Raw genomic sequence first — 21,010 nt, forward strand, 5'->3', positions numbered from 1 at the left:
ACCGGCGGCCCCGGCGTCGGGGGGATGGACGTCGGGGCCGCAGGCGGCTTGTGGGGTGCGGGCGGAACGCTAGATGCCGAGGCCCTTGCCGCGCAGCCAGGCGAGCGGGTCGACGGTGTCGGTGCCGCCCGGCCGGACCTCCAGGTGGAGGTGGGGGCCGGTGGAGTTGCCGGTGGAGCCGACGCGGCCGATGGTGTCGCCGGTGGTCACGGTGCCGCTGGTGCGGGTCATCGAGGAGAGGTGGCAGTACCAGATCTCGGTGCCGTCTTCCAGCTCCAGAACGATGCGGTAGCCGTAGGCTCCGGCCCAGCCGGCCTCCTTGATGGTGCCGGAGTGCACGGCCTTGACCGGGGTGCCGGTGGGCGCGGCGAAGTCCTGTCCGGTGTGGTCGCTGGACCACATGTTGCCGGACTCGCCGTAGCCGGAGGTGAGTTGGAAGTTGGCCAGCGGGAGGGTGTAGCTGGCGGCGAGCTTGCGCAGCCGCTCCTCCTCCGCCTTGCGCCGGCGCTCCTCCTCGGCCTTGCGCTTGCGCTCGGCTTCCGCGGCGGCCTCGGCGGCGGCTTCGGCCTCGGCTTTCTCCGCGGCTTCGGAGGCCGCCGACTTGGCGGCCTCCGTGGCGGCCTGGCGGCGGGATTCGACGTCGGCGGCGGCGCGCTGCTGGTCGGCCTGGGCGAGGATGCGGTTGCGCAGGGCCTCGCCGGCGTCGGTGGTGCCGTCGGCGAGATCGGAGTCGGTGAGACCGGCCTGGGTGAGGGGGGCGGCCAGCGGGGCCGCCTCGTCGTCCGCGCCTCCGATGGATATGCCGTCGGCGAGTCCGTCCAGGCCGGGCAGGTCCATGTCGGGCATGCTCAGCGGGACGCTGGCCTTGGGGCTGGCGGTGGCCATGCCACCGGCGCCGATGGCCGCGACCATGCCGACGCCCAGGACGGCGCTGCTGCGGGCCATGCCGGAGCGCTGCTTGGCGACGCGGTGACGGCCGCGGACGGGACGGACGGTGTCCGCGGTCGGGTTCCACTCGGCGAACGTCGCGCCGTCCTCGACGGACGGGCCGTACACCGGGTAGGAGTCCGACTCCTCGCCCGCGTACGCGGTTTCGGCGGCCTGCCTGCTCGACGCCACGGAGGCGCTCTCCTTTCCTTCCTTCTCGCCTACCGGGTTAGCTGACGGGTTCGGAGCAGGAAGGTCTCCTACGGGCATGGGCGCCCGATTCACCCCAAGAAGTGGTTCCCCGGTTCCCTGGGCGCATCTGGTGGTGCGGTGGTGCAGTTGTGGTGCGGTGGTGCTGCCAGTCGATGCACTGTCAGGATTCGGCCAAGGCGCACGGTGCCGCCTCTTGTGGCGGCGGTGACGACCGCGCTGCGTTATCGAACGTTAATAGACCCGCGGCTCATATTCCAAGCCTTCTCGGTAACAAGAGACGGCTCTCGCCTGGACGTTCGCCTCACGACAGGACGGAATCGGGCATATTCACCGCGTTGAGGGTTGCCCTTCATTCGGGGATCGTAGCCAAGTCGTCATCAGAGACGGTCCGCCCGGTCACGGTGGGTCACGGCGAGGAGGGCCAGGTCGTCGGCCGGCGGACCGCCGGTGTACTCGGCGACGTCGGCGACGATCTCGTCGAGCAGCGCCTCCGGCCCGTACCGCGCCCACTCCTCCTTGATCCGCAGGGCCGGCTCGTAGAAGAGGCCGTCCCTGCCCCGGGCCTCGGTCAGGCCGTCGGTGTTCATCAGCAGGGTGGCGCCGACCGGGAACGCCACCTCGTCCACCGGCGGCTTCTCGGCGGCCTCGCCCGGGAGCGCGGCGAGCCCGAGGGGGAGCGCGTACCCGGCGGGATCCAGGCTCTCCAGCCGCCCGCCCGGGAGCAGGAGCCAGGGCGCGGGGTGGCCGCAGTTGACGACGCGCAGTCGCCCGGCCGGGGTGATCTCGGCCAGGACGGCCGTGGTGAAGCCCTCGAAGGAGTCCACGGTGTCGGTGCGGCGCCCGCCCTCCCTGCGCAGGGCCCGGTCCAGCCGGAGGGCGACCACCGCCAGGTCCGCCTCCTCCTCCGCCGCCTCCCGGAAGGCTCCGAGCACGATGACGACGGCGCCCACGGCTTCCAGCCCCTTGCCCCGGACGTCGCCGACGAGCAGCCGTACGCCGTGCGGGGTGTCCTGCACGGCGTAGAGGTCGCCGCCGATGCTGGCCTCCTGGTGGGCGGCCTGGTAGCGGGCGGCGATCTCCAGGTGGCCCAGCCACTGCTCCGGGGGTGGCAGTAGGGCGAGCTGGGCGGCCTCGGCGATGTCCCGGGCCGTGGCCAGCCGCTGGGCGCCGCGCCGCACCACCCGGTTGAGCACGAGGGCGAGCAGGGAGACGGTGGTGACGGTCGCGGCCTTGAGGGCGCCTTCGAACAGGGTCACCCCGTCCATGAGGTGCATGAGCCAGACCAGGGTGACGACGGCGACGAGCCCGGTGACGGCGGTGGCGCGGGGGGAGTAGAGCGGCGCGGCCACGAGCGGGGCGGCGGCGAAGACGGCCGAGAAGACGATGTCCGGCGGTGTGAGGCTCTGGGCGATGACGCCGATGACGATGAGGAGCGGCGGGAGCAGGAGGGCAGCCCGCCGGAGGAAGGCGTTCGGGCGGGGCCCGATCAGCTCGCGCAGCGGATCGGGGGGCAGGTGAGCACCGGCCGTCGGCCCTCGCCGGCCCTCGGTCGCGTCCGCCTCTCGGCGACGCCCGCCGTTGGGCTCATCGTGACCGCCGGGATCTGCTCCGAGCGCGCGCTGCCGGTCGTCTGGCGGCATCCGGAGGCCCCTCAACGATTCGTCATCCTTTCGTCAAATCTAAGGAGTATCCCGGTTTCCGGCATCTCAGGCGGAATGTCGGTGTCGTGGGTCACAGTTGTCGAGAGGGACGGAGGGACCTTTGCCATGACCTACGCGATCCAGGCAGAAGGCCTGGCCAAACGATTCAAGGAGACCCAGGCCCTCGCCGGGGTCGATCTCGCCGCCCGTACGGGCACGGTCCTGGGGCTGCTCGGGCCCAACGGCGCCGGGAAGACGACGGCGGTGCGGATCTTCGCGACACTGATCCGGCCGGATGCGGGGCGGGCCTTCGTCGCCGGCCACGACGTCGTGCGGGAGCCGGGCCACGTCCGGGCGGCCGTCGGTCTGACGGGCCAGTACGCGGCGGTGGACGAGAACCTGACGGGCACGGAGAACCTGCTGCTCATCGGCCGCCTGCTGGGCATCCGCCGGAAGGAGGCGCGGGCCCGCGCCGCGGAGCTGCTGGAGCACTTCCAGCTCGCGGAGGCCGCGGGGCGGGCCGTCAAGACGTTCTCCGGCGGCATGCGCCGTCGGCTGGACCTGGCGGCGAGCCTGGTCGGCCGCCCCAGCATCCTCTTTCTCGACGAACCGACGACGGGCCTCGACCCCCGTAGCCGGGGCGAGGTGTGGGACATGCTGCGCGGCCTGGTCGCCGAGGGGATGACGGCCCTGCTGACGACGCAGTACCTGGAGGAGGCCGACAAGCTGGCCGACGAGATCGTGGTCATCGACAAGGGGCACGTCATCGCCGAGGGCACGCCGGACGGGCTGAAGTCGGAGGTCGGCGGACAGGTGCTGCAGCTGCGTCCCGTGCACGCCGAGGACCTCCCGGCGGTGCACGCCCTCGTCACCGAGGCCGCGGGCGAGCAGACGCACATCGAGGGCGATCTCGTCATCGCGCCGGTGAAGGAGCCGGAGCTGATGCCGGCCGTCGTGCGGCGGCTGGACGGCGCGGGCATCGCGATCGGCGAGCTGGCCCTGCGCCGCTCCTCGCTGGACGAGGTGTTCCTCGCCCTCACCGGTCACCGCGCGGAGCCGGAGCAGCGGCCCGAGGACGAGGCCGCCGAGCCGGACGAGGGCGCGTTCGAGCGCGTGGGCAGTGCGGGAGGTGCGTCATGACGGCGACGACGATCACCGCGCCGCTCTCCAAGAGCGGGCGGGTGCGCCCCGGAGCGGGTCTGCGGCAGACGGGCACGATGGCCTGGCGAAGCCTGGTGTCCGTCAAGCACAACCCGCTCGAGCTGGTCGACTACAGCATCACGCCGATCATGTTCGTGTTCCTGTTCACCTACGTCTTCGGCGGTCAGATGGCCGGAAGCCCGGAGGCGTACCTGCAGTACGCGCTGCCCGGCATCATCGTGCAGAACACCCTGTTCATGACCATGTACACGGCCATGTCCCTCAACAGCGACCTGACGAAGGGCGTCTTCGACCGGCTGCGGAGCCTGCCGATAGCCCGCTCCGCCCCGCTGTTCGGGCGGATCTCGGCGGACATGGCCAAGCAGCTCTGGGCGATGCTGCTCATGCTCGGGCTCGGCGCCGTGCTGGGCTTCCGCGTCACCAACGGCATCGGGGGCTTCCTCGGCGCGGCCCTGCTGCTCCTGGTCTTCGCCCTGGCCGTCTCCTGGGCCGCGGTCCTCATCGGCATGCTCGCGGGCGACCCGGAGAAGGTGCAGGTCTTCGCCTTCACCCTGATCTTCCCGATCACCTTCACCAGCAGCGCGTTCGTCCGCGTCGAGACGATGCCGGGCTGGCTGCAGGCCTGGGTGGACATCAACCCGGTCACCCATCTGTCCGACGCCTTCCGCGGGCTTCTCGTCGGCGGGGACGTGGCGGGCCCGGTGATGTGGTCCCTCGTCTGGGCCGCGGGGATAGCCGCGCTGTTCATCCCGCTCGCCATGCGCGCCTACCGGGCCCGGGCCTGACGGCGGGGGCGGCCGGCGAGGCGGCGGGTGCGGGGCGGCGAGGCGGGGCGGCGGAGGGGCGGCAGCGGGTCAGGGCTGCGCGCGCCGCCCGCGCGTACCGGGCGTGGGCTGTGCCGTGGCAGCCGACGGGGCTTCCGTCGGAGTGGCCTCCGCGACGACGGCACCACCGGCGGCGGCCGGACCGGCGGCTGCGGTGACGGCAGCACTCGCGGTTCCGGCGGCGGCAGCACTGGCGGCTCCGGCGGCGGCACGGCCGTTCTCGCGGCGCGCCCGCCAGAGCTCGACGATGATCGGGATCACCGACAGGAAGACGATGCCGAGCAGGATGGGCTCGATGTTGTCGCGCACGAACGCGATCTGGCCGAGCATCGCCCCGAGCACGGTGACGCCGGCCCCCCACAGCACGCCGCCCACGACGTTGAACGTGACGAAGGTGCGGTAGTTCATCCGGCTGACCCCGGCGATGATCGGCGTGAACGTCCGCACGATGGGCACGAAGCGGGCCAGGACGATCGACTTGGGGCCGTGCTTCTCGAAGAACGCGTGCGCCTTCGTCACGTTCTCCTGCTTGAACAGACGCGAGTCCGGGCGGCGGAAGAGCGCGGGCCCCACCTTGCGCCCGAAGAGGTAGCCCACCTGGTCGCCCGCCACGGCGGCGATGACGATCAGCGTGCACACCAGCCACAGCGGGTAGTGCAGGTACTGGTCGGTGGCCACCAGCAGCCCGGTGGTGAAGAGCAGCGAGTCCCCGGGGAGGAAGAAGCCGATCAGCAGCCCGGACTCCGCGAAGACGATGACGAGGATGCCGATGAGACCGAAGGTGGCGATCAGGTAGTCCGGGTCGAGCCAGCTCGGTCCGAGCGCGAGTGAGGTCACGGGGCAAGTCCTCGGTCGGGGCGCTTCGCGCGCGGGGGCGGGAGAGGGAGGGCACCGAGAATACGCGCCGGGTCACCGGGCGCCGGAATCTCGGCGTCCGCAACCCTACGCGCCCGGCGGCCGGGCCAGTGGCGGTCCGGGGCCGCGCCTTCTCTCACCGTACGCGCCGACCGGGGGCTCCCGCCCCGGTCGTGTGGCCGCCCGGCCCGTGCGTGCCGGTCTCATCCCCCATCCGCGCTGCCGCTTTTCGGGGATTCGGACCGGGTGTCCGTAATGGGCGGGGCTCGTGTGGGGGAATTGTGTGACAACCGTTCCCCTCCGCGCGTTCGGCGGCTACGTTGCCTCGCAGCGCGCGTCCGTAACGCGGACAACAATCCCCCGCCGTCGAACAGCCACCCGCCGTACCCGTCGGAAGGACCTGTCTGTGCCCGCTTCGCCCAAGATCAGACGACGCACCATCGCGGCGATCGCCGCGGCCACCGTGGCCACCCCGCTGCTGCTCACCGCCACCGCCACCTCCGCCTCGGCGAAGCCGGACACGTCGGACCAGGGCGACCGGCTCGCCCGCAAGCTGGTGGAGGAGACCACGGGCGAGAACGCCTTCCGGCACATGGAGGTCTTCCAGGCCATCGCCGACCGGAACGGCGACAACCGTGCGGCCGGCAGCAAGGGCTACGACCAGTCGGCCAAGTACGCGGGAACGCTGCTCAGGGCGGCCGGCTACGACGTCACCTACCAGGAGTTCGACTTCACCTACCGCGAGACGGTCGCGGAGAAGCTCACGATGCTCTCGCCCGAGCAGCGTGACATCCCGATCAGCCTGATGACGTACACCCGCAGCACGCCCGAGGGGGGCATCGAGGGTTCCGTCGCCGAGGTCCCGGTCGACGAGGACGGCACCACCGGCTGCACGCTCGACGACTACGCGGCCGGCGACTTCACCGGCAAGATCGCCCTCATCCGGCGCGGTGGCTGCACCTTCGCCGACAAGCAGAAGTACGCCGCGGAGGCCGGCGCGATCGGCGCGATCATCTACAACCACTCCGACGGCGCGCTGAACGGCACCCTCGGGGACCCGAACGTCGGCGTCGTCCCGACCGGCGGGATCACCAAGGCGGACGGCGAGGCCCTGTCCGACGCGGTCGCGGCGGGGGAGGTGACCGTCATCCTGGAGATCATCGAGTACCAGGACGAGCGGAGCACCACCAACGTCATCGCCGAGACCCGCGGCGGCGACGAGGACAACGTCGTCATGGTGGGCGCGCACCTGGACTCCGTCGCCGGCGGCCCGGGCATCAACGACAACGGCTCCGGCTCGGCCGGTGTGTTGGAGGCGGCCCTCCAGTACGCCAAGGTGACCAAGCAGTGGCACCACCGCACGGACCACCCCAAGCAGCCGAAGAACAAGGTGCGCTTCGTGCTGTGGGGCGCCGAGGAGCTGGGTCTGCTGGGGTCCGAGCACTACGTCGCGGACCTGTCCGAGGAAGAGCGCGAGGGCATCGCCCTCTACCTCAACTTCGACATGATCGCCTCGCCGAACTACGGCCTGTTCGTCTACGACGGTGACGACTCGGACGGCATCGGCGCTCCGGCGGGCCCCGAGGGGTCGGCGCAGATCGAGCACGGGATCAACGAGTTCATCAGGTCCCAGGGCGAGGAGCCGCGTGGGACCGACTTCTCCGGCCGCTCGGACTACGGCCCGTTCATCGCGGAGGGCATCCCCTCCGGCGGTACCTTCACCGGTGCCGAGGGCGTGAAGACCGAGGAGCAGGCGGCTCTGTGGGGCGGCGAGGCCGGCAAGGCCTACGACGAGTGCTACCACGCGGCCTGCGACACCATCGAGAACGTCAACACGCACGCGTTCGACGTCAACGTTGGAGTGATCGCGGACGCGGTCGGCCGGTACGCCTGGGACACCTCCTCGCTCAGCGAGCCGGTGCCCTCCGTCCCGACCGGTGACGGCTCCGACGAGGGCGGCGGCCTGCACGACCACGACCACGAGGTGCTGAGCTGATCCCGCTCGCCTCTCCCACGGCGTGGGCGCTGGAACGATTCCTCACTTCCGGTGCCCGCGCCGTGCGCGTCGCCCCGCGTGGGCGCCCTGCGCGACCCGCCGGGGCTCGCGGGTGACGTCACGTCACCGGCGCACGCGGCGGCGCCCGTGACGGCGCACTCACCCGGGCGCCGGATTTCCCGGGTGGCGCGAGGCTGCGCCGCGCGCCACCCGCCCGGTAGGCTTTCCGTGTGATCTTCAAGCGAATCGGAAACGGTCGGCCGTATCCCGATCATGGCCGGGACAGCACCCGGCAGTGGGCGGACGTGGCCCCGCGCCCGGTGCGCCTGGATCAGCTCGTCACCACCAAGGGCCAGCTCGATCTGGAGACGCTCCTCGCGGAGGACTCGACGTTCTACGGCGACCTGTTCGCCCACGTCGTGAAGTGGCGGGGTGACCTCTACCTGGAGGACGGGCTGCACCGCGCGGTACGCGCGGCGCTCCAGCAGCGCCAGGTGCTGCACGCCCGGGTGCTCGAGTTGGACGAGCACTGACCCTTTTCCCGTAGCGCGATGCCCCTTTCGGGGTGTCCCGTGAACGATGCGTAAGTCATCCTGTACTCACATCGGCCCGGCGGCGATACCCTTCGGCCATGAGCATGCTGACGCCCCCTGAACTGGGCGGGGAGTACCGCATCACGGGTGACCGCTACCCGCGCATGCGGCGCCGTCGCGGCCGGCACCGGATCGTGCTGGGCAGCCTCGCCGCCGTCACCGCACTCGGGTTGGCGTCCTGGGGCACGCTGGAGCTCATCTCCGTCTTCTCCGGGAACTCGACCCCGCTCGGCGCGGCGCACGCGGCTGGCTGCGCCCCGACCCCGACGGCCTCCGCCGGGGGGCGGGACACCGAGCCGGTCGCCGTGGCGAAGGTGGCGGAGCCGAAGGCCGTCACGGTCAACGTCCTCAACGCCACCACGCGCACCGGGCTGGCCCAGGACACGGCGGACGCGTTGGAGAAACGTGGCTTCACGATCGGCGCCGTCGACAACGCGCCCCCGGAGCTGGACGGCAAGGTGAAGGCGACGGGGCTGCTCATCGGCACCGAGCAGGCCGAGAAGGACGGCGCGTTCGCCCTGCTGAGCGCCCACGTCGCGAAGGCCGACACCCGGACGGACGCCGCCCGCGCCGGCGACGCCGCGACCAGCGTCGACCTCATCCTCGGCGACGCCTTCAACGGGCTGGCCGCGCCGAAGGCTGCCGCCAAGGCCCTCACCGCGCTCACCGAGCCGGCCCCGAAGCCCTCGCAGACCGACTGCTGACTCCGGAGGCCGCCAGGCTCCGGGGCCGCCGGCTCCGGGCTGCCCGGCCTTCCAGGGGTTGCTCCCGGAGGCTTTCAGGGTTGCTCCCGGAGGGCTGACCCCGGCCCCGAGGGCCCGGGGTCAGCCCTCCGGCGCCGTCAGTCCGCCGAGCCGTACATGCGGTCGCCCGCGTCACCGAGCCCGGGCACGATGTAGCCGTTCTCGTTGAGCCGCTCGTCGACGGCGGCCGTCACCACCGTCACCGGTGTACCGGCCAGCTCGCGCTCCATCAGCTCCACGCCCTCCGGAGCGGCGAGCAGGCAGAGGGCGGTGACGTCGTCGGCTCCGCGCGAGATCAGCTCCTTGATGGCCGCGACGAGCGTGCCGCCGGTCGCGAGCATCGGGTCGAGCACGTAGACCTGACGCCCGGAGAGCTCGTCCGGCATCCGCGTCGCGTAGGTGGACGCCTGCAGGGTCTCCTCGTCCCGGATCATGCCGAGGAAGCCCACCTCGGCGGTCGGGAGCAGCCGGACCATGCCTTCGAGCATGCCCAGCCCGGCGCGCAGGATCGGCACGACCAGCGGCCGCGGGCGGGAGAGCCGCACGCCCGTGGTGGCGGTGACCGGGGTGGTGATGTCCACCTGCTCGGTGCGCACGTCCCGGGTGGCCTCGTAGGCCAGCAGCGTGACCAGCTCGTCGGCGAGGCGACGGAAGGTCGGGGAGTCCGTGCGCTGGTCACGCAGGGTGGTGAGTTTGTGTGCGACGAGGGGGTGGTCGACGACGTGGGTCCGCATGCCCCCGACCTTACCGGTGGCATGAAACAGGTGTTCCGGGGAAAGTGGACGCATACGCCGGAGGTGAGGCCCCATGTCCGACTCATCCGACACGCAGCGTGCCGGCGCCCGGTCCCGTGCGCGCCGGCCCGGCGGACAGCGGCCCCAGTCCGGGGACGGCGGCCTTCAGGAGCTCTCGGCCGACCCGGAGCGGCTGCGCAAGCGTGCCCTCTTCCTCCGTGAGCTGAGCGAGGCCAAGGCCCTGCGGGACCGCGTCCAGCCGCGGCGCGCCCGGGCGGCCCGGATGCGCGAGCAGATGCGGATGCGCACGTTCCGCTGGTGACTTCGGAGCGGGCGCCACGGCGCCGGACGCGTGTCGCCGCCCCACACGGGCGTCGGGCACTCGGGCGATCGACGAACGCGTGGTCCGACGCACGGCAGAAGACTCCTCCCAGGGGCGTGGTTTCTGTCACGATTCCGAGTGAGCGGGGCGTCGCCCCACTTGAGCACTCGGGAACGCTGAAACCAGTGGGAGAGTCACGGTGTACTTCGCCGCACTGCTCGCTCGTACCGAAGAGGGTTGGGACGCGAGCGACACGGAACTCGACAATGTGGAAACCCTGGCCGACCTCGCCGACGTCGCCCGCGGGGCGTCCGTCGACGACGACACGGTCCTGATCTGCATCGAGCAGGAGGGCGTCTGGTTCGGCGTCGTCCGGGTGGACGACGAGGACGATCCGCGGATCTTCGTCTCCAGCGCCGCCGCCGCCGCACGCAGCGCCTACGGGGAGATCCTGCTCACCGACGAACTACTCGGCCGGGAGCCGCGCGCCGCCGAGGACCTCGACCGCCTCACCGACCTCGACGGCACGGAGGAGGGCGAGCCGGAGGACGACGGCGCCGAGCCCGAGGCGGCGGACGACGCCCTCCCGGAGGGCCCCGTCGGCGATGCGGAGCTGCTGGCGGACCTGGGCCTGAGCGCCGAGGACGTCGTCCTGCTCTCCGCCGACGAGGCGATGGCCCAGATCGCCGAGTCGCTGGGCTGCGCGGACGTCCTGGAGGCCGTGCGGTAGCCGAGGCCGTCCACCGGGCGGGGGCGTTCTGCCCGCGTGCCCGGGTGACGACCGGGGCCGCGCGGTGACCGGCACGGTGACCGGCGCCGTGCGCGCCGGGGACGCGCATGCCGAACCCGTGCGGTGGCGGCCGCGGTGGGCGGGGACACTGAGGGCATGCCCGTCCCCGCCGCAGACCCCGTCCGTGACCCCTGGCTCCCCGCGATGCGGCTCGCCCTGGCCGAGGCGGGCCGCGCCCCGGCCATCGGCGACGTCCCCGTGGGCGCCGTCGTCCTCGGCCCGGACGGGACGACGGTGCTGGGGCGCGGTCACAACGAGCGGGAGGCGACGGGCGACCCGACCGCCCACGCGGAGGTCCTCGCCCTGCGGGCCGCGGCCCGGGAGGTCGGCGCCTGGCGGCTGACGGGCTGCACGCTGGTCGTGACGCTGGAGCCGTGCACCATGTGCGCGGGCGCGCTCGTCCTGGCCCGGGTGGACCGCGTCGTCTACGGGGCGCGGGACGCCAAGGCGGGCGCGGCCGGCTCCCTGTGGGACGTCGTCCGCGACCGACGGCTCAACCACCGCCCCGAGGTCGTCCCCGGGGTCCTCGCATCCGAGTGCGGCGCCCTGCTGACGGCGTTCTTCCGGGAGCGGCCGGGAACCGATTTCGGTCCCGGCCCGGCCGTGGGCTAAGCTCTCTCTCGGTAGCGTGTCCGAGCGGCCGAAGGAGCTCGCCTCGAAAGCGAGTGAGGGGGCAACTCCTCCGTGGGTTCAAATCCCACCGCTACCGCTCTCCGCGAAGGGCCGGGCCTCTGGGTCCGGCCCTTCGTCGTGCCTGGGCTTCGTCGTGCCTGGGCTTCGCCGACGAAGGACCGTCCCCGCCGCGGGAGCCGACCCGGCCGCGGGCCTCGTGTGCCGACCGAGGAAGGGGTGGGCAGGGGGAGGCCCTCGAACGGACAGACGGTTAGACTCTCGCGACTGCGCTCAGGGGACGCGGACGACTCGCGGCGGTGCGGTCCTGGGGCCTGGGAGGGGCGAGACGCGTGGATATCAAGAAGGTCATCCTGGTTTCTCTCTCCATTTTCGTGGCCTACACGATCATCACGTCGCCCGACCGCTCGGCGGAGCTGGTGGGCGTCGGGTTCGAGGGCATATCGAACGCCGCCAAGGGGATCGGCGAGTTCATGACGGAGCTTGTCAACTGACGCTCGGCCGAACGGCCCTGTGGTGAACCGGACGGCGCGGTCCGTTCGGTTGCACGGTCACCAACACGGTTTTTTGTGGTGCTTGCACAGAGATGACTCTGATTGTGATGCTATGACCGCTTTTGCCGGATGAGAGACCGTGAAGGGGTGTGGTCGAAAGGTGACGGCGACTCAGGCCGGCGAGAGCCGCAGCGCTCGGACCCGAGCGCTGACTCAGGTGCTCTTCGAGCGGCTGGCCGCACAGGAACCGGGCACGCCCGAGCACGACCGGGTGCGGGCGGCGCTGATCGAGACCAACATCCCGCTCGTCCGCTACGTCGCCTCGCGGTTCCGGCACCGCAACGAGCCGATGGAGGACGTCGTCCAGGTCGGCACCATCGGCCTGATCAACGCGATCGACCGGTTCGACCCGGAGCGCGGCGTACAGTTCCCCACCTTCGCGATGCCGACGATCGTCGGCGAGATCCGGCGGTACTTCCGGGACAACGTGCGCACCGTCCACGTCCCGCGCCGGCTGCACGAGATGTGGGCACAGGTGAGCGCGGTCGGTGAGGACCTGACGGTCCTTCACGGCCGCAATCCGACGATCGCCGAGATCGCCGAACGGCTCGGCGTCACCGAGGAGGAGGTGCTCGCCTGCATGGAGGCGGGCCGCGCCTACCGGGCGACGTCACTGGAGGCCGCCCAGGAGCGGGACGACGGGCTGCCCGGGCTGATCGACCGGCTCGGGTACGAGGACCCGGCGCTGGCGGGCGTCGAGCATCGCGACCTCGTCCGTCACCTGCTCGTGCAGTTGCCCGAGCGGGAACAGCGCATCCTGCTGTTGCGCTACTACAGCAATCTGACCCAGTCACAGATCAGCGCCGAGCTGGGGGTGTCGCAGATGCACGTGTCCCGGCTGCTCTCCCGGAGCTTCGCCCGTCTGCGCGCCGCAAACACCATCGACGCTTAATCAGTTCGAGGGACACACGCGTGGGTTGCGCCGGGATGGCGGTGTGCTGTTTTATCGACATGGCGCTACGTCGTGTTGCTGACTTGTGACATTCTGCAAGAACCGCGTTTGCCGTGGCGGCACCGCCGGTATTGAGCTGAAGGTGCGCCCCTCGCGTGCGAGGGAGCCGCTGCGACCCGTCCGCGACCCAAGGGGGTGGCATGTCCGTAGAACTGGGCAGCTCCAAGGTGCTCACCGAGAGCACCGAAGAGCTCGGCACCGATGCGGGGCACAGCGTGCAGAGCGTGCCCGCCGACCTGTCCGATACGCCCGGCGCGGCCGGGCCTCAGCCGCCCGACGTCGCGGCGCTCGACACCCGCACCCTGTCCCGCTCCCTGTTCCTGCGGCTGGCCTCGCTCCCCCAGGACAGCCCGGAGCGCGCCTACGTGCGGGACACGCTGATCGAGCTGAACCTGCCGCTGGTGCGCTACGCCGCGGCCCGGTTCCGCAGCCGGAACGAGCCGATGGAGGACATCGTCCAGGTCGGCACCATCGGCCTGATCAAGGCGATCGACCGGTTCGACAGCGAACGCGGCGTGGAGTTCCCGACCTTCGCGATGCCGACGGTCGTCGGGGAGATCAAGCGCTTCTTCCGTGACACCTCCTGGTCCGTGCGGGTGCCGCGGCGGCTCCAGGAGCTGCGCCTCGCGCTGACGAAGGCGAGCGACGAACTCTCCCAGCAGCTCGACAGATCGCCCACCGTCGCCGAACTCGCCTCCTGCCTCGGGGTGTCGGAGGAGGACGTCGTCGACGGGCTGGCGGTCGGCAACGCCTACACGGCCAGCTCGCTGGACTCCCCCGCCCTGGAGGAGGACGGCGGCGAGGGCTCCCTCGCGGACCGTCTGGGCTACGAGGACGCCGCGCTGGAGGGCGTCGAGTACCGGGAGTCGCTGAAGCCGCTCCTGGCCCGCCTGCCGGCCAGGGAACGGCAGATCATCATGCTGCGGTTCTTCGGCAACATGACGCAGTCCCAGATCGGCGAGGAGGTCGGCATCTCCCAGATGCACGTCTCCCGGCTGCTGACGAGGACGCTGGCCCAGCTCAGGGACGGGCTCATCGCGGAGGAGTGATCACCCCGGGGCGCCGCGGACGCGCGGCGCCGCGAGGCGGAGGAGCCGGAGGGAGGGACGGTCCGCTGGTGCGCACGGCGCGGCGGCGGCCGGTCCTGCTGCGGCCCGGGCCTGCCCGGGCGGGTGAATACGCACCCGTGAACACGCCCCGGAAGCCCTGAGCCGCGGAAGCGGCCCGGGCGTCCGGGAACGCGTCGGGAGAGTCCGGGAACGTCCGAGGGAGCTCGGCAGAGCTCAGGAGACGGCGAACCAGACGACGGCGGCGAGTACGGCCACCGCGACGACGACGCCCACGATCAGCCCGACGCGCGGGCCGGCGGGGGCCGGTGCGGCTGCGGCGGCCCGGCGGGGGCCGCCCTCGTCCACGAAGGCGCGGAACATCTGCGTGCTGCCGGCCGGGTCCTGGTTGCCCTCGGGTCCGTGGGGCACCTGCGGGTGATGAGCCATAGGCGGACCCTAGCGAAAGCGTGGCCGGCCGCGCACCCGGTGGCCCGCGCCGCATCGCGTTGGCCGGAGCTTTAAGGATTGTTTGCCCAGCCTGCCCGGATTTCGTTTGGCGGCGTCCAGCTCCGCGCTTATGGTTGCTTAGAGCAACGAAGTACGGAGGCGGGTATGGCGAGGCCGGACACAGCCGAGGAAGACATACCGGGCGGGCCATCGGCCCCGCCCGGGCCCACGACCGGCAGCGCGACCTCGCCCCGCGGCGCGGCCGAGGTCAACACCGGCACCGACCTCGGTATCGCGGCCGCGTCCGGGACGGACCGTGCCCCGGGCACGGCGGCCGAGGTCCGCGGGCCCGTAGCCGACACCGGAATATCGACCGCCGGGGGCTCCGACGGCGGGGGCTCCCACGCCGGGAGCTCCCACGCCGGGAGCTCCGACCCCGGCGCGCCGGCCATGACACACCGGCAGGTCATGGAGGCCCTCTCCGGGCTCCTGCTCGGCATGTTCGTCGCCATCCTCTCCTCGACCGTCGTCTCCAACGCCCTGCCGCGGATCGTCTCCGATCTCGGCGGCGGCCAGAGCGCCTACACCTGGGTCGTCACCGCCTCCCTGCTCACCATGACGGCCTCCACCCCGCTGTGGGGCAAGCTCGCCGACCTCGCGAGCAAGAAAGCCCTCGTGCAGAGCGCGATCGTCGTCTTCGTGCTCGCCTCCGCCGGGGCGGGACTCGCGCAGACCACCGGGCAGCTCATCGCGTTCCGGGCGGTTCAGGGCCTGGGCATGGGCGGGCTGGTCGCCTTGGCCCAGACGATCCTCGCCGCCATGGTCTCGCCACGCGAACGCGGCCGTTACAGCGGGTACTTCGGCGCGACGTTCGCCGTCGCCACCGTCGGCGGCCCCCTGCTCGGCGGCGTCATCACCGACGCCCCGGGGCTCGGCTGGCGGTGGTGCTTCTACGTCAGCGTGCCCTTCGCCGTCCTGGCGCTCGCCGTGCTCCAGAGGACGTTGCGGCTGCCGGTCGTCCGCCGGGAGGGCGTGCGCATCGACTGGCTCGGCGCGGTGCTCGTCAGCGCCGCCGTCTCGCTGCTGCTCGTCTGGGTGACGCTCGCGGGTCAGAGCTACCCGTGGAAGTCCTGGCAGACCCTGGCCATGACCAGCGGCTCGGTCCTGTTGGGCCTGGCCTTCGTCGCCGTGGAGTCCCGCGCCGCCGAACCCGTCATCCCGCTGCGGCTGTTCCGCAACCGCACGATCGCGCTGACCTCGTTCGCCTCGCTCTGCGTCGGCATCGCGATGTTCGGGGCGACGGTGTTCCTCAGCCAGTACTTCCAGCTGGCCCGGGGCGAGTCCCCCACGATGTCGGGAGTGCTGACCATTCCGATGATCGGCGGCCTGTTCCTGTCCTCGACGCTCTCCGGACAGGTCATCTCCCGCACCGGGCGCTGGAAGGGCTGGCTCGTGGCGGGCGCCGTCCTCATGAGCGCCGGCCTCGGGCTGCTCGGCGGCATGCGCCACGACACCCCGTACTGGCACGTGGCCGTCTTCATGGCCCTGCTGGGGCTCGGCATCGGCATGATGATGCAGAACCTGGTGCTGGCGACGCAGAATCAGGTGTCCCTGGCCGATCTGGGCTCCGCCAGCTCGACGATCACGTTCTTCCGCTCGCTCGGCGGTGCGGTGGGCGTGTCCGCGCTGGGCGCGGTGCTCTCCGAGCGCATCTCGGTCTACGTACGCGACGGCATGGCACGGGCGGGCATGACGCACGACGGCCCGACCGGTGGCTCCGGCAGCGCCATCCCCGACCTCGACACACTGCCCGGGCCGGTGCGCGCGATCATCGAGAGCGCGTACGGCCACGGCATCGCCGACATCTACCTCTACGCCACCCCGTTCGCCCTGCTCGCGCTGGCGCTGGTGGTCTGCGTGCGCGAGGTCCCGCTGAAGACGACCCCCTGACGCGACGGGCGGGCCGTACGCCGGGGCGTCGTACACCGGGGCGTCGTGCGGCGGGGCGTCGTGCGGCGGGGCGTCAGACGGCGGGCAGGGCGAAGAGCCGCGCGGCGTTGTCGTGGACGACGGCGCGCAGCCAGTCGTCGTCCTGCCCGAGCCGGGTGAGCGACTCCAGGGCGTGCGCGTAGCCGTAGGGGATGTTGGGGAAGTCGCTGCCGAAGAGGATGCGGTCCCGGTGCTCGGCCAGCCGGGGGCGCAGCCCGGACGGGAAGGGCAGGAGCGACTCGGAGAAGTCGGTGAAGGCCATGGTGGTGTCCAGGTGGACCCCGGGGTGGACCTCGGCCAGTTCCAGGAACTCGCGGTACTCGGGCATGCCCATGTGCGCGACGATCAGCCGCAGCCGGGGGTGACGGGCCAGGACGTCGGCGATCGGCCCGGGGCCGGTGTGCTTGCCGGGCGCGGGGCCCGAACCGCAGTGGATCACCGTCGGCACCCCGGACTCGGCCAGCAGCCCCCAGACGGGGTCGAGCAGCGGATCGGCCGGATCGTAGTCGCCGACCTGGACGTGGGCCTTGCACACCCGCGCCCCCGCGGAGATCGCGCGCTCCAGGTACGCCGGGGCCTCCGGCTCCGGGAAGAACGTCGCGGTGTGCAGGCAGTCCGGGTGCCGGGCGGCGAACCCCGCGCTCCAGTCGTTGAGCCAGGCCGCCATCCCCGGTTTGTGCGGGTAGATCATCGCCGTGAAGGCCCGGACCCCGAAGCCCCGCAGCACGGCCAGCCGCTCCTCCTCCGCGTAGCGGTAGGTGATCGGCCACTCGACGGAGGTCTTCGGCCCGACGGCGTCGAAGTACGCCCACACCTTGTCCAGCACCCGCTGCGGCATGAAGTGCGTGTGCACGTCGACGAGTCCGGGCAGCCCGAGGCCCCGCCAGAACGCCTGGACGCGGCGCTCCTCACCGGGGGCGGGGCACTCGCCACCCGATCGTTCGGCGGGGGCCGTCGACGGTTCGCGGGTCTCACACACGGCTCCGAGCCTACGACTCCCCCGCGCCGCACCGACCGTCACCGGTACGTCAACGGCCACCGGAGCCGTGCCGGGGCCGAGCGGTGTCGGCTGGCGGCACGGTGGTGGTGCGTTGGGTTCGCGATGGGGGTTCGGTGGGGTTCCGCTGATGGCTCGGTCTGCCGCGCTGACCTCGCGGTGGAAGCGGGCCGACTTCGCGGTGGGCCCGGGGCCCGACGTCGGTCCGACGACGGCCGGACGGCCGAGCGGTGACGCGCAGGCAGCGCGGAATCGGCCCCGGCGACGCTTTCCGGCCGATTGTCAAACAGTCGCAAATCGCCCTTCTCGCACACCGCGGAAACGATTCCCCGCCCCGCACCTGGTCGGCACCCGCGCCCATCCCGTCACAACAAGCCACTGATTGAGTACGCAACGTTTCCAAAAATGACGGGTCAGTGTGCGCTTTCGAGGAGTAATCGGCAGACTCCGGAACGCAATCCGTCACCCGGCGCCCGGGAACCGAACCGGGACCGGACCGAACCGTTTCTGCGGAAGGAAGCACACCATGCGGAAGACCGCGAAGCTGGCGGTGGGCGCGCTGATAACAGCAGCCGCGCTCGTACCTTTCGGCGGCACCGCCCACGCCGCCCCCGCCTCGCTCTACGCACCCTCGGCCCTGGCGCTGACCGTCGCCTCGGGCGACACCGCCGCCACCGCGACGCCCGAACGGGCCGTCACCCTCTCCTGCACACCCTCGACCACCGGCACACACCCGGACCCGGCCGCCGCCTGCGCCGACCTCGCGCGGGTGGACGGGGACTTCGGCAGCCTCGCCGCCGATCCCGAGCGGTTCTGCCCCCTGTACTACGACCCGGTCGTCGTCACGGCCGTCGGTGTCTGGAACGGCCAGCGCGTCTCCTACGAGCGCACCTACGGCAACGCCTGCCAACTGGGCGCCGAAGCCCACTCGGTGTTCGCCTTCTGAGCCCGTTCCCCCTGGTCCGTCCCGCTCTGCCTCCCCGCGGCGGGACGCCTGCCGGGGGCGGCCCGGAGACTCCCCCGCTCTCCGTGGCCGCCCCCGGTTTCGCATGGGTGGGGGCCTCAGCCCTCCAGCGGCCGCCAGCCCTTCTCCGGCCAGTGGAAGAGCTCCGGGCGTCCCTCCGCACCGCTCGTGCGGAAGGGGCGCCCGTTGTCGTCGATGCGGAGCGTCCCCGAGCGGCCCCCGGCCGACCACGCCAGCTCCAGGTACCAGTCGCAGTCGCACCTGACCGCCGACGCCTCGATCCGCAGCACCTGCGGCTCACCGGCCGAGACCCGGAAAGGCATCCGCGGCACGGGCAGCACGTGCTCTGTGCTGCCGCCCTCGATGAGGAGGCCGTCCTCGGGCACGGCAACCGGCCGCTCGGCGTCGAGGTTCACGGTGAAGCGGGCCGGTGTGAGGGCTCCACCACAGCCGTGCTCCATCGCGTACGACGTCCACGGCAGCGGGGTGCGGCGCTCCACCATCCGGACGTGGAGATCCTGCAGGACGACGGCCGTGTCGCCCACTCCCTGGACCGTGACCTCCACGTTGGTGCGGCCCGCGTGCACCGCGTCCAGCTTGCCGGCCCAGGCCGGGGCGTCCTGCTCCACCGGCGGCGCCGGCACGTCCTCGGGCCCGGTGACCCCCGGGTCCACGAGGTACCGGTGATCACAGTGCGCCTGCCACACGTGGGAGCGGGTGGTGATGGTCAGCGGTACCGGAGAGCCCGGGCCCTGGGCCGTGCCACCGTCCTGCCGAGCGCCCCGGTCACCGGCGCCGGAAGGGGAGGGTTCGGGTGCGCCCGAGTCGGTGGCCCCGCCGTCGGAGGGTTCGGCGGAGGCTCCCCGTCCGTCCGGCTCCATGGCTCCCGACGGGCCGCCGCCCTTCGGACCCGGCTCCGGACCCGGGTCCGCAGAGGCACCGGGTGCCGCCTGTTCGGACCCTCCCGGCTCCACCCCACGTCCGACGGCCACCAGCACCGCGGCCATCAGGACGGCGAGCGCCACCGCCACGGCCACGGGTACGGGACGGCGCCGCAGAGCACCGCGCACCCGCGCGGCACGGGTGACGGAAGCCGCGCCGGTCGGGCCGGCCACGGGCGCGGACACGCCCCCGGGCGGCCAGCCGGGTGCGCCCGCCGGTACGCCGGTGCTCGGCCTGCCCTCCTCGGGCACCGGGCCGTCGGACGGCACGGTCTCGGCCTGCGCCGGAGCGGGTTTCGCAGGCGGTGCGGCGCCAGGCCCGGTTCCGGGGGCGGGGGCGGTTCCGGAGGCGGGGGCGGGGCCCGGGGTGGGCTCGGGCTCGTCCGGCCCCGGTGCCGCGGGCCCCTCCGCCGTCGGCTCCTCGGGTGGCGGCGGGTTTCGCAGGGCGGCCGCCGCGGCCGTGGCCGCCGTCTTCGCCGCATGCGCCACGAGCCAGCGTCGGTGCAACTCGGCCAGCTCGTCGGTCGTCGCCCCGCAGAGCCGCGCCAGCCGCTCCACGGGCGCGTAGTCCCCGGGCACGGCGACGCCGTGGCAGTAGCGGTGCAGGGTGGACGTCCCCAGATGGCACCGCTTGGCGAGGAAGCCGTAGCTGTGCCCCGACCGTTCCTTCAGCTCACGGAGCAACGCCGCGAACCCCGCCGCTTCCCCCTGCCCTCCGGCCACCGAAACACCCCCGTCGACCCTTCCGGAACGCTTTCGTTTCCCCTGATGAGAGTACCTGTCGGCGTTCCACCGTCCCGGATGCGGCGGAGAACGCGCGGGCCGGGACGGGAACGGCCCCAGACTGATGCCGGGCCCCACCGATGACCAGCGAGAACCGAGGAGACCCGGATGAACCGCAAGACCCGTTCCACCCGTATCGCCGGAGCCGTCGCCGTGGCCGGCGCGGCCGTCCTGGCCTTCACCGCGGTGGGCTCGGCACAGGCGGACCCCACCGGCGTCCGCGTGACGGAGGCGCCGTCGCGCCAGGCCGTCTCGTCGGGGCCCTTCGAGCTGCTCGACGCCGCGGACATGCCGCCCGCCTCCACCCCCTGGAAGGCCGGGCCCGTCACCGACGGCGCCGGGGGCGAGCAGGCCTGCGTGGACGATCTCGTTCCCGACAACGGCTCGGTGCACCGCGACTTCTCCACCGAGCTGGACACCGAGGGAGTGCAGATCGTGCACGAGGCGGCGAGCGTCCGCGAGGCCGCGCAGCTCACGACCGAGCTGCGCGCCGCCGTCGCGAACTGCGCCGAGCGGTTCGCCGAGCGGTACCCGGAGGGCACGTCGTACGAGCGTGAGCTGGGGCGCGTGCACGCCGTGCAGGTGTCGCTGCCCGGGTCCAGCGTGAGCGTCCATCTGCTCGGCGTCGCCCGCAGCGGAACGCGCGTGACCGTCGTGCAGTGGGGGCAGATGGGGACGCTGGACGACGCCCCCGTGCGTGACTTCCGCGAGACGCTGCGCACGGCCGTGCACGGACTGCGCTGAACCGCCGACGGCCGGTGGAGGCCGGTGGACCCCACGCGGGAGGGGAGGAGTCCACCGGCCTCCACGGGCCTCCACGGGCCTCCACGGGCGGGGCGTTCCGCGGCGTCCCGAAGGCCGGGACGGAGCCGGACTCAGCTCCTGGCCCCTCCCGCCGCAGCGGCA

The 21,010-nt window shown here is 72.5% G+C and carries 21 protein-coding genes, 1 tRNA gene and 1 riboswitch; of the genes, 15 read left to right on the forward strand and 7 right to left on the reverse strand.

Annotated elements, in window-relative coordinates:
• Nucleotides 1-69 precede the first annotated feature (69 nt).
• Nucleotides 70-1,119: a M23 family metallopeptidase gene (locus HPT28_RS23645; protein WP_374227007.1), complete on the reverse strand. Its 1,050-nt coding sequence runs from the start codon at nt 1,117-1,119 to the stop codon at nt 70-72.
• Between the two features lie 11 nt (nt 1,120-1,130).
• A riboswitch (cyclic di-AMP (ydaO/yuaA leader) is annotated at nt 1,131-1,262 on the reverse strand.
• Between the two features lie 255 nt (nt 1,263-1,517).
• Complete coding sequence (locus HPT28_RS23650) at nt 1,518-2,780, reverse strand: PP2C family protein-serine/threonine phosphatase (protein WP_219093373.1); 1,263 nt, start codon at nt 2,778-2,780, stop codon at nt 1,518-1,520.
• Nucleotides 2,781-2,906: 126 nt separating this feature from the next.
• Here HPT28_RS23650 and HPT28_RS23655 point away from each other — a divergent pair, with 126 nt between their 5' ends.
• Nucleotides 2,907-3,920 carry an ATP-binding cassette domain-containing protein gene (locus tag HPT28_RS23655; RefSeq protein WP_219093376.1) on the forward strand — a complete coding sequence of 338 codons (1,014 nt, stop codon included), beginning with the start codon at nt 2,907-2,909 and terminating at the stop codon, nt 3,918-3,920.
• Nucleotides 3,917-4,726 carry an ABC transporter permease gene (locus tag HPT28_RS23660; protein ID WP_219093378.1) on the forward strand — a complete coding sequence of 270 codons (810 nt, stop codon included), beginning with the start codon at nt 3,917-3,919 and terminating at the stop codon, nt 4,724-4,726. The genes HPT28_RS23655 and HPT28_RS23660 overlap by 4 nt, the downstream gene beginning before the upstream one ends.
• A 69-nt stretch (nt 4,727-4,795) precedes the next feature.
• Here HPT28_RS23660 and HPT28_RS23665 read toward each other — a convergent pair whose 3' ends face one another.
• A complete protein-coding gene (locus HPT28_RS23665; RefSeq protein WP_219093381.1) occupies nt 4,796-5,602 on the reverse strand; it encodes a DedA family protein in 807 nt (268 codons plus the stop codon).
• A 418-nt stretch (nt 5,603-6,020) separates the two neighbouring features.
• Here HPT28_RS23665 and HPT28_RS23670 point away from each other — a divergent pair, with 418 nt between their 5' ends.
• The 3 genes from HPT28_RS23670 (at nt 6,021) to HPT28_RS23680 (ending at nt 8,913) form a co-directional block, all read left to right on the forward strand.
• Nucleotides 6,021-7,616 (forward strand): M28 family metallopeptidase, encoded by a 1,596-nt coding sequence (locus HPT28_RS23670; protein WP_374227009.1) that lies wholly within the window; start codon nt 6,021-6,023, stop codon nt 7,614-7,616.
• Between the two features lie 230 nt (nt 7,617-7,846).
• Entirely contained in the window at nt 7,847-8,149 is a 303-nt protein-coding gene (locus HPT28_RS23675) for a type II toxin-antitoxin system VapB family antitoxin (RefSeq protein ID WP_219093383.1), read from the forward strand.
• A gap of 98 nt (nt 8,150-8,247) precedes the next feature.
• Nucleotides 8,248-8,913, forward strand: coding sequence for a LytR C-terminal domain-containing protein (locus tag HPT28_RS23680; RefSeq protein WP_219093386.1), 666 nt, complete (start codon nt 8,248-8,250; stop codon nt 8,911-8,913).
• 137 nt (nt 8,914-9,050) lie between these two features.
• Here the strand turns inward: HPT28_RS23680 and upp are convergent, their stop codons facing one another.
• Nucleotides 9,051-9,686 (reverse strand): uracil phosphoribosyltransferase, encoded by a 636-nt coding sequence (gene upp, locus HPT28_RS23685; protein WP_219093388.1) that lies wholly within the window; start codon nt 9,684-9,686, stop codon nt 9,051-9,053.
• Nucleotides 9,687-9,759: 73 nt separating this feature from the next.
• On the opposite strand from upp, the gene HPT28_RS23690 reads away from it, so the two are divergent.
• The 7 genes from HPT28_RS23690 (at nt 9,760) to HPT28_RS23720 (ending at nt 13,983) form a co-directional block, all read left to right on the forward strand.
• On the forward strand, nt 9,760-10,008 hold the full coding sequence (locus HPT28_RS23690) for a hypothetical protein (RefSeq protein WP_219093441.1): 249 nt from the start codon (nt 9,760-9,762) through the stop codon (nt 10,006-10,008).
• A 199-nt stretch (nt 10,009-10,207) separates the two neighbouring features.
• Entirely contained in the window at nt 10,208-10,738 is a 531-nt protein-coding gene (locus tag HPT28_RS23695; RefSeq protein ID WP_219093390.1) for a hypothetical protein, read from the forward strand.
• Nucleotides 10,739-10,894: 156 nt separating this feature from the next.
• Complete coding sequence (tadA, locus tag HPT28_RS23700; RefSeq protein WP_219093392.1) at nt 10,895-11,410, forward strand: tRNA adenosine(34) deaminase TadA; 516 nt, start codon at nt 10,895-10,897, stop codon at nt 11,408-11,410.
• Between the two features lie 10 nt (nt 11,411-11,420).
• Nucleotides 11,421-11,507, forward strand: a tRNA-Ser gene (locus HPT28_RS23705).
• A gap of 253 nt (nt 11,508-11,760) precedes the next feature.
• Nucleotides 11,761-11,922: a hypothetical protein gene (locus tag HPT28_RS23710; protein ID WP_219093395.1), complete on the forward strand. Its 162-nt coding sequence runs from the start codon at nt 11,761-11,763 to the stop codon at nt 11,920-11,922.
• A gap of 160 nt (nt 11,923-12,082) precedes the next feature.
• On the forward strand, nt 12,083-12,874 hold the full coding sequence (locus HPT28_RS23715; RefSeq protein WP_308119474.1) for an RNA polymerase sigma factor SigF: 792 nt from the start codon (nt 12,083-12,085) through the stop codon (nt 12,872-12,874).
• Nucleotides 12,875-13,074: 200 nt separating this feature from the next.
• Nucleotides 13,075-13,983 carry an RNA polymerase sigma factor SigF gene (locus HPT28_RS23720; protein WP_219093400.1) on the forward strand — a complete coding sequence of 303 codons (909 nt, stop codon included), beginning with the start codon at nt 13,075-13,077 and terminating at the stop codon, nt 13,981-13,983.
• Nucleotides 13,984-14,217: 234 nt separating this feature from the next.
• Here HPT28_RS23720 and HPT28_RS23725 read toward each other — a convergent pair whose 3' ends face one another.
• On the reverse strand, nt 14,218-14,430 hold the full coding sequence (locus tag HPT28_RS23725) for a hypothetical protein (protein ID WP_219093403.1): 213 nt from the start codon (nt 14,428-14,430) through the stop codon (nt 14,218-14,220).
• Between the two features lie 165 nt (nt 14,431-14,595).
• On the opposite strand from HPT28_RS23725, the gene HPT28_RS23730 reads away from it, so the two are divergent.
• Complete coding sequence (locus HPT28_RS23730; RefSeq protein ID WP_374227008.1) at nt 14,596-16,380, forward strand: MDR family MFS transporter; 1,785 nt, start codon at nt 14,596-14,598, stop codon at nt 16,378-16,380.
• A gap of 73 nt (nt 16,381-16,453) precedes the next feature.
• On the opposite strand, the gene HPT28_RS23735 is transcribed toward HPT28_RS23730, so the two are convergent.
• Nucleotides 16,454-17,290, reverse strand: a complete 837-nt coding sequence (locus HPT28_RS23735; RefSeq protein WP_257579326.1) for an amidohydrolase family protein — start codon at nt 17,288-17,290, stop codon at nt 16,454-16,456.
• 652 nt (nt 17,291-17,942) lie between these two features.
• Here HPT28_RS23735 and HPT28_RS23740 point away from each other — a divergent pair.
• Nucleotides 17,943-18,362 (forward strand): subtilase-type protease inhibitor, encoded by a 420-nt coding sequence (locus HPT28_RS23740; RefSeq protein WP_219093405.1) that lies wholly within the window; start codon nt 17,943-17,945, stop codon nt 18,360-18,362.
• Nucleotides 18,363-18,478: 116 nt separating this feature from the next.
• Here the strand turns inward: HPT28_RS23740 and HPT28_RS23745 are convergent, their stop codons facing one another.
• On the reverse strand, nt 18,479-20,044 hold the full coding sequence (locus tag HPT28_RS23745) for a helix-turn-helix domain-containing protein (RefSeq protein WP_308119475.1): 1,566 nt from the start codon (nt 20,042-20,044) through the stop codon (nt 18,479-18,481).
• 168 nt (nt 20,045-20,212) lie between these two features.
• Here HPT28_RS23745 and HPT28_RS27225 point away from each other — a divergent pair, with 168 nt between their 5' ends.
• On the forward strand, nt 20,213-20,848 hold the full coding sequence (locus HPT28_RS27225) for a hypothetical protein (RefSeq protein WP_257579318.1): 636 nt from the start codon (nt 20,213-20,215) through the stop codon (nt 20,846-20,848).
• Nucleotides 20,849-21,010: the final 162 nt, after the last annotated feature.

The organism is Streptomyces sp. JJ38, assembly GCF_019303475.1.
Taxonomy (GTDB): domain Bacteria; phylum Actinomycetota; class Actinomycetes; order Streptomycetales; family Streptomycetaceae; genus Streptomyces.

Excerpts from the sequence above, each read along its gene's own strand:
- upp (WP_219093388.1), bottom strand. The coding sequence starts at position 9,686 with ATGCGGACCCACGTCGTCGACCACCCCCTCGTCGCACACAAACTCACC.
- HPT28_RS23680 (WP_219093386.1), top strand. The coding sequence starts at position 8,248 with ATGAGCATGCTGACGCCCCCTGAACTGGGCGGGGAGTACCGCATCACG.
- HPT28_RS23720 (WP_219093400.1), top strand. The coding sequence starts at position 13,075 with ATGTCCGTAGAACTGGGCAGCTCCAAGGTGCTCACCGAGAGCACCGAA.
- HPT28_RS23660 (WP_219093378.1), top strand. The coding sequence starts at position 3,917 with ATGACGGCGACGACGATCACCGCGCCGCTCTCCAAGAGCGGGCGGGTG.
- tadA (WP_219093392.1), top strand. The coding sequence starts at position 10,895 with ATGCCCGTCCCCGCCGCAGACCCCGTCCGTGACCCCTGGCTCCCCGCG.
- HPT28_RS27225 (WP_257579318.1), top strand. The coding sequence starts at position 20,213 with ATGAACCGCAAGACCCGTTCCACCCGTATCGCCGGAGCCGTCGCCGTG.
- HPT28_RS23650 (WP_219093373.1), bottom strand. The coding sequence starts at position 2,780 with ATGCCGCCAGACGACCGGCAGCGCGCGCTCGGAGCAGATCCCGGCGGT.
- HPT28_RS23690 (WP_219093441.1), top strand. The coding sequence starts at position 9,760 with ATGTCCGACTCATCCGACACGCAGCGTGCCGGCGCCCGGTCCCGTGCG.
- HPT28_RS23730 (WP_374227008.1), top strand. The coding sequence starts at position 14,596 with ATGGCGAGGCCGGACACAGCCGAGGAAGACATACCGGGCGGGCCATCG.
- HPT28_RS23725 (WP_219093403.1), bottom strand. The coding sequence starts at position 14,430 with ATGGCTCATCACCCGCAGGTGCCCCACGGACCCGAGGGCAACCAGGAC.
- HPT28_RS23655 (WP_219093376.1), top strand. The coding sequence starts at position 2,907 with ATGACCTACGCGATCCAGGCAGAAGGCCTGGCCAAACGATTCAAGGAG.
- HPT28_RS23740 (WP_219093405.1), top strand. The coding sequence starts at position 17,943 with ATGCGGAAGACCGCGAAGCTGGCGGTGGGCGCGCTGATAACAGCAGCC.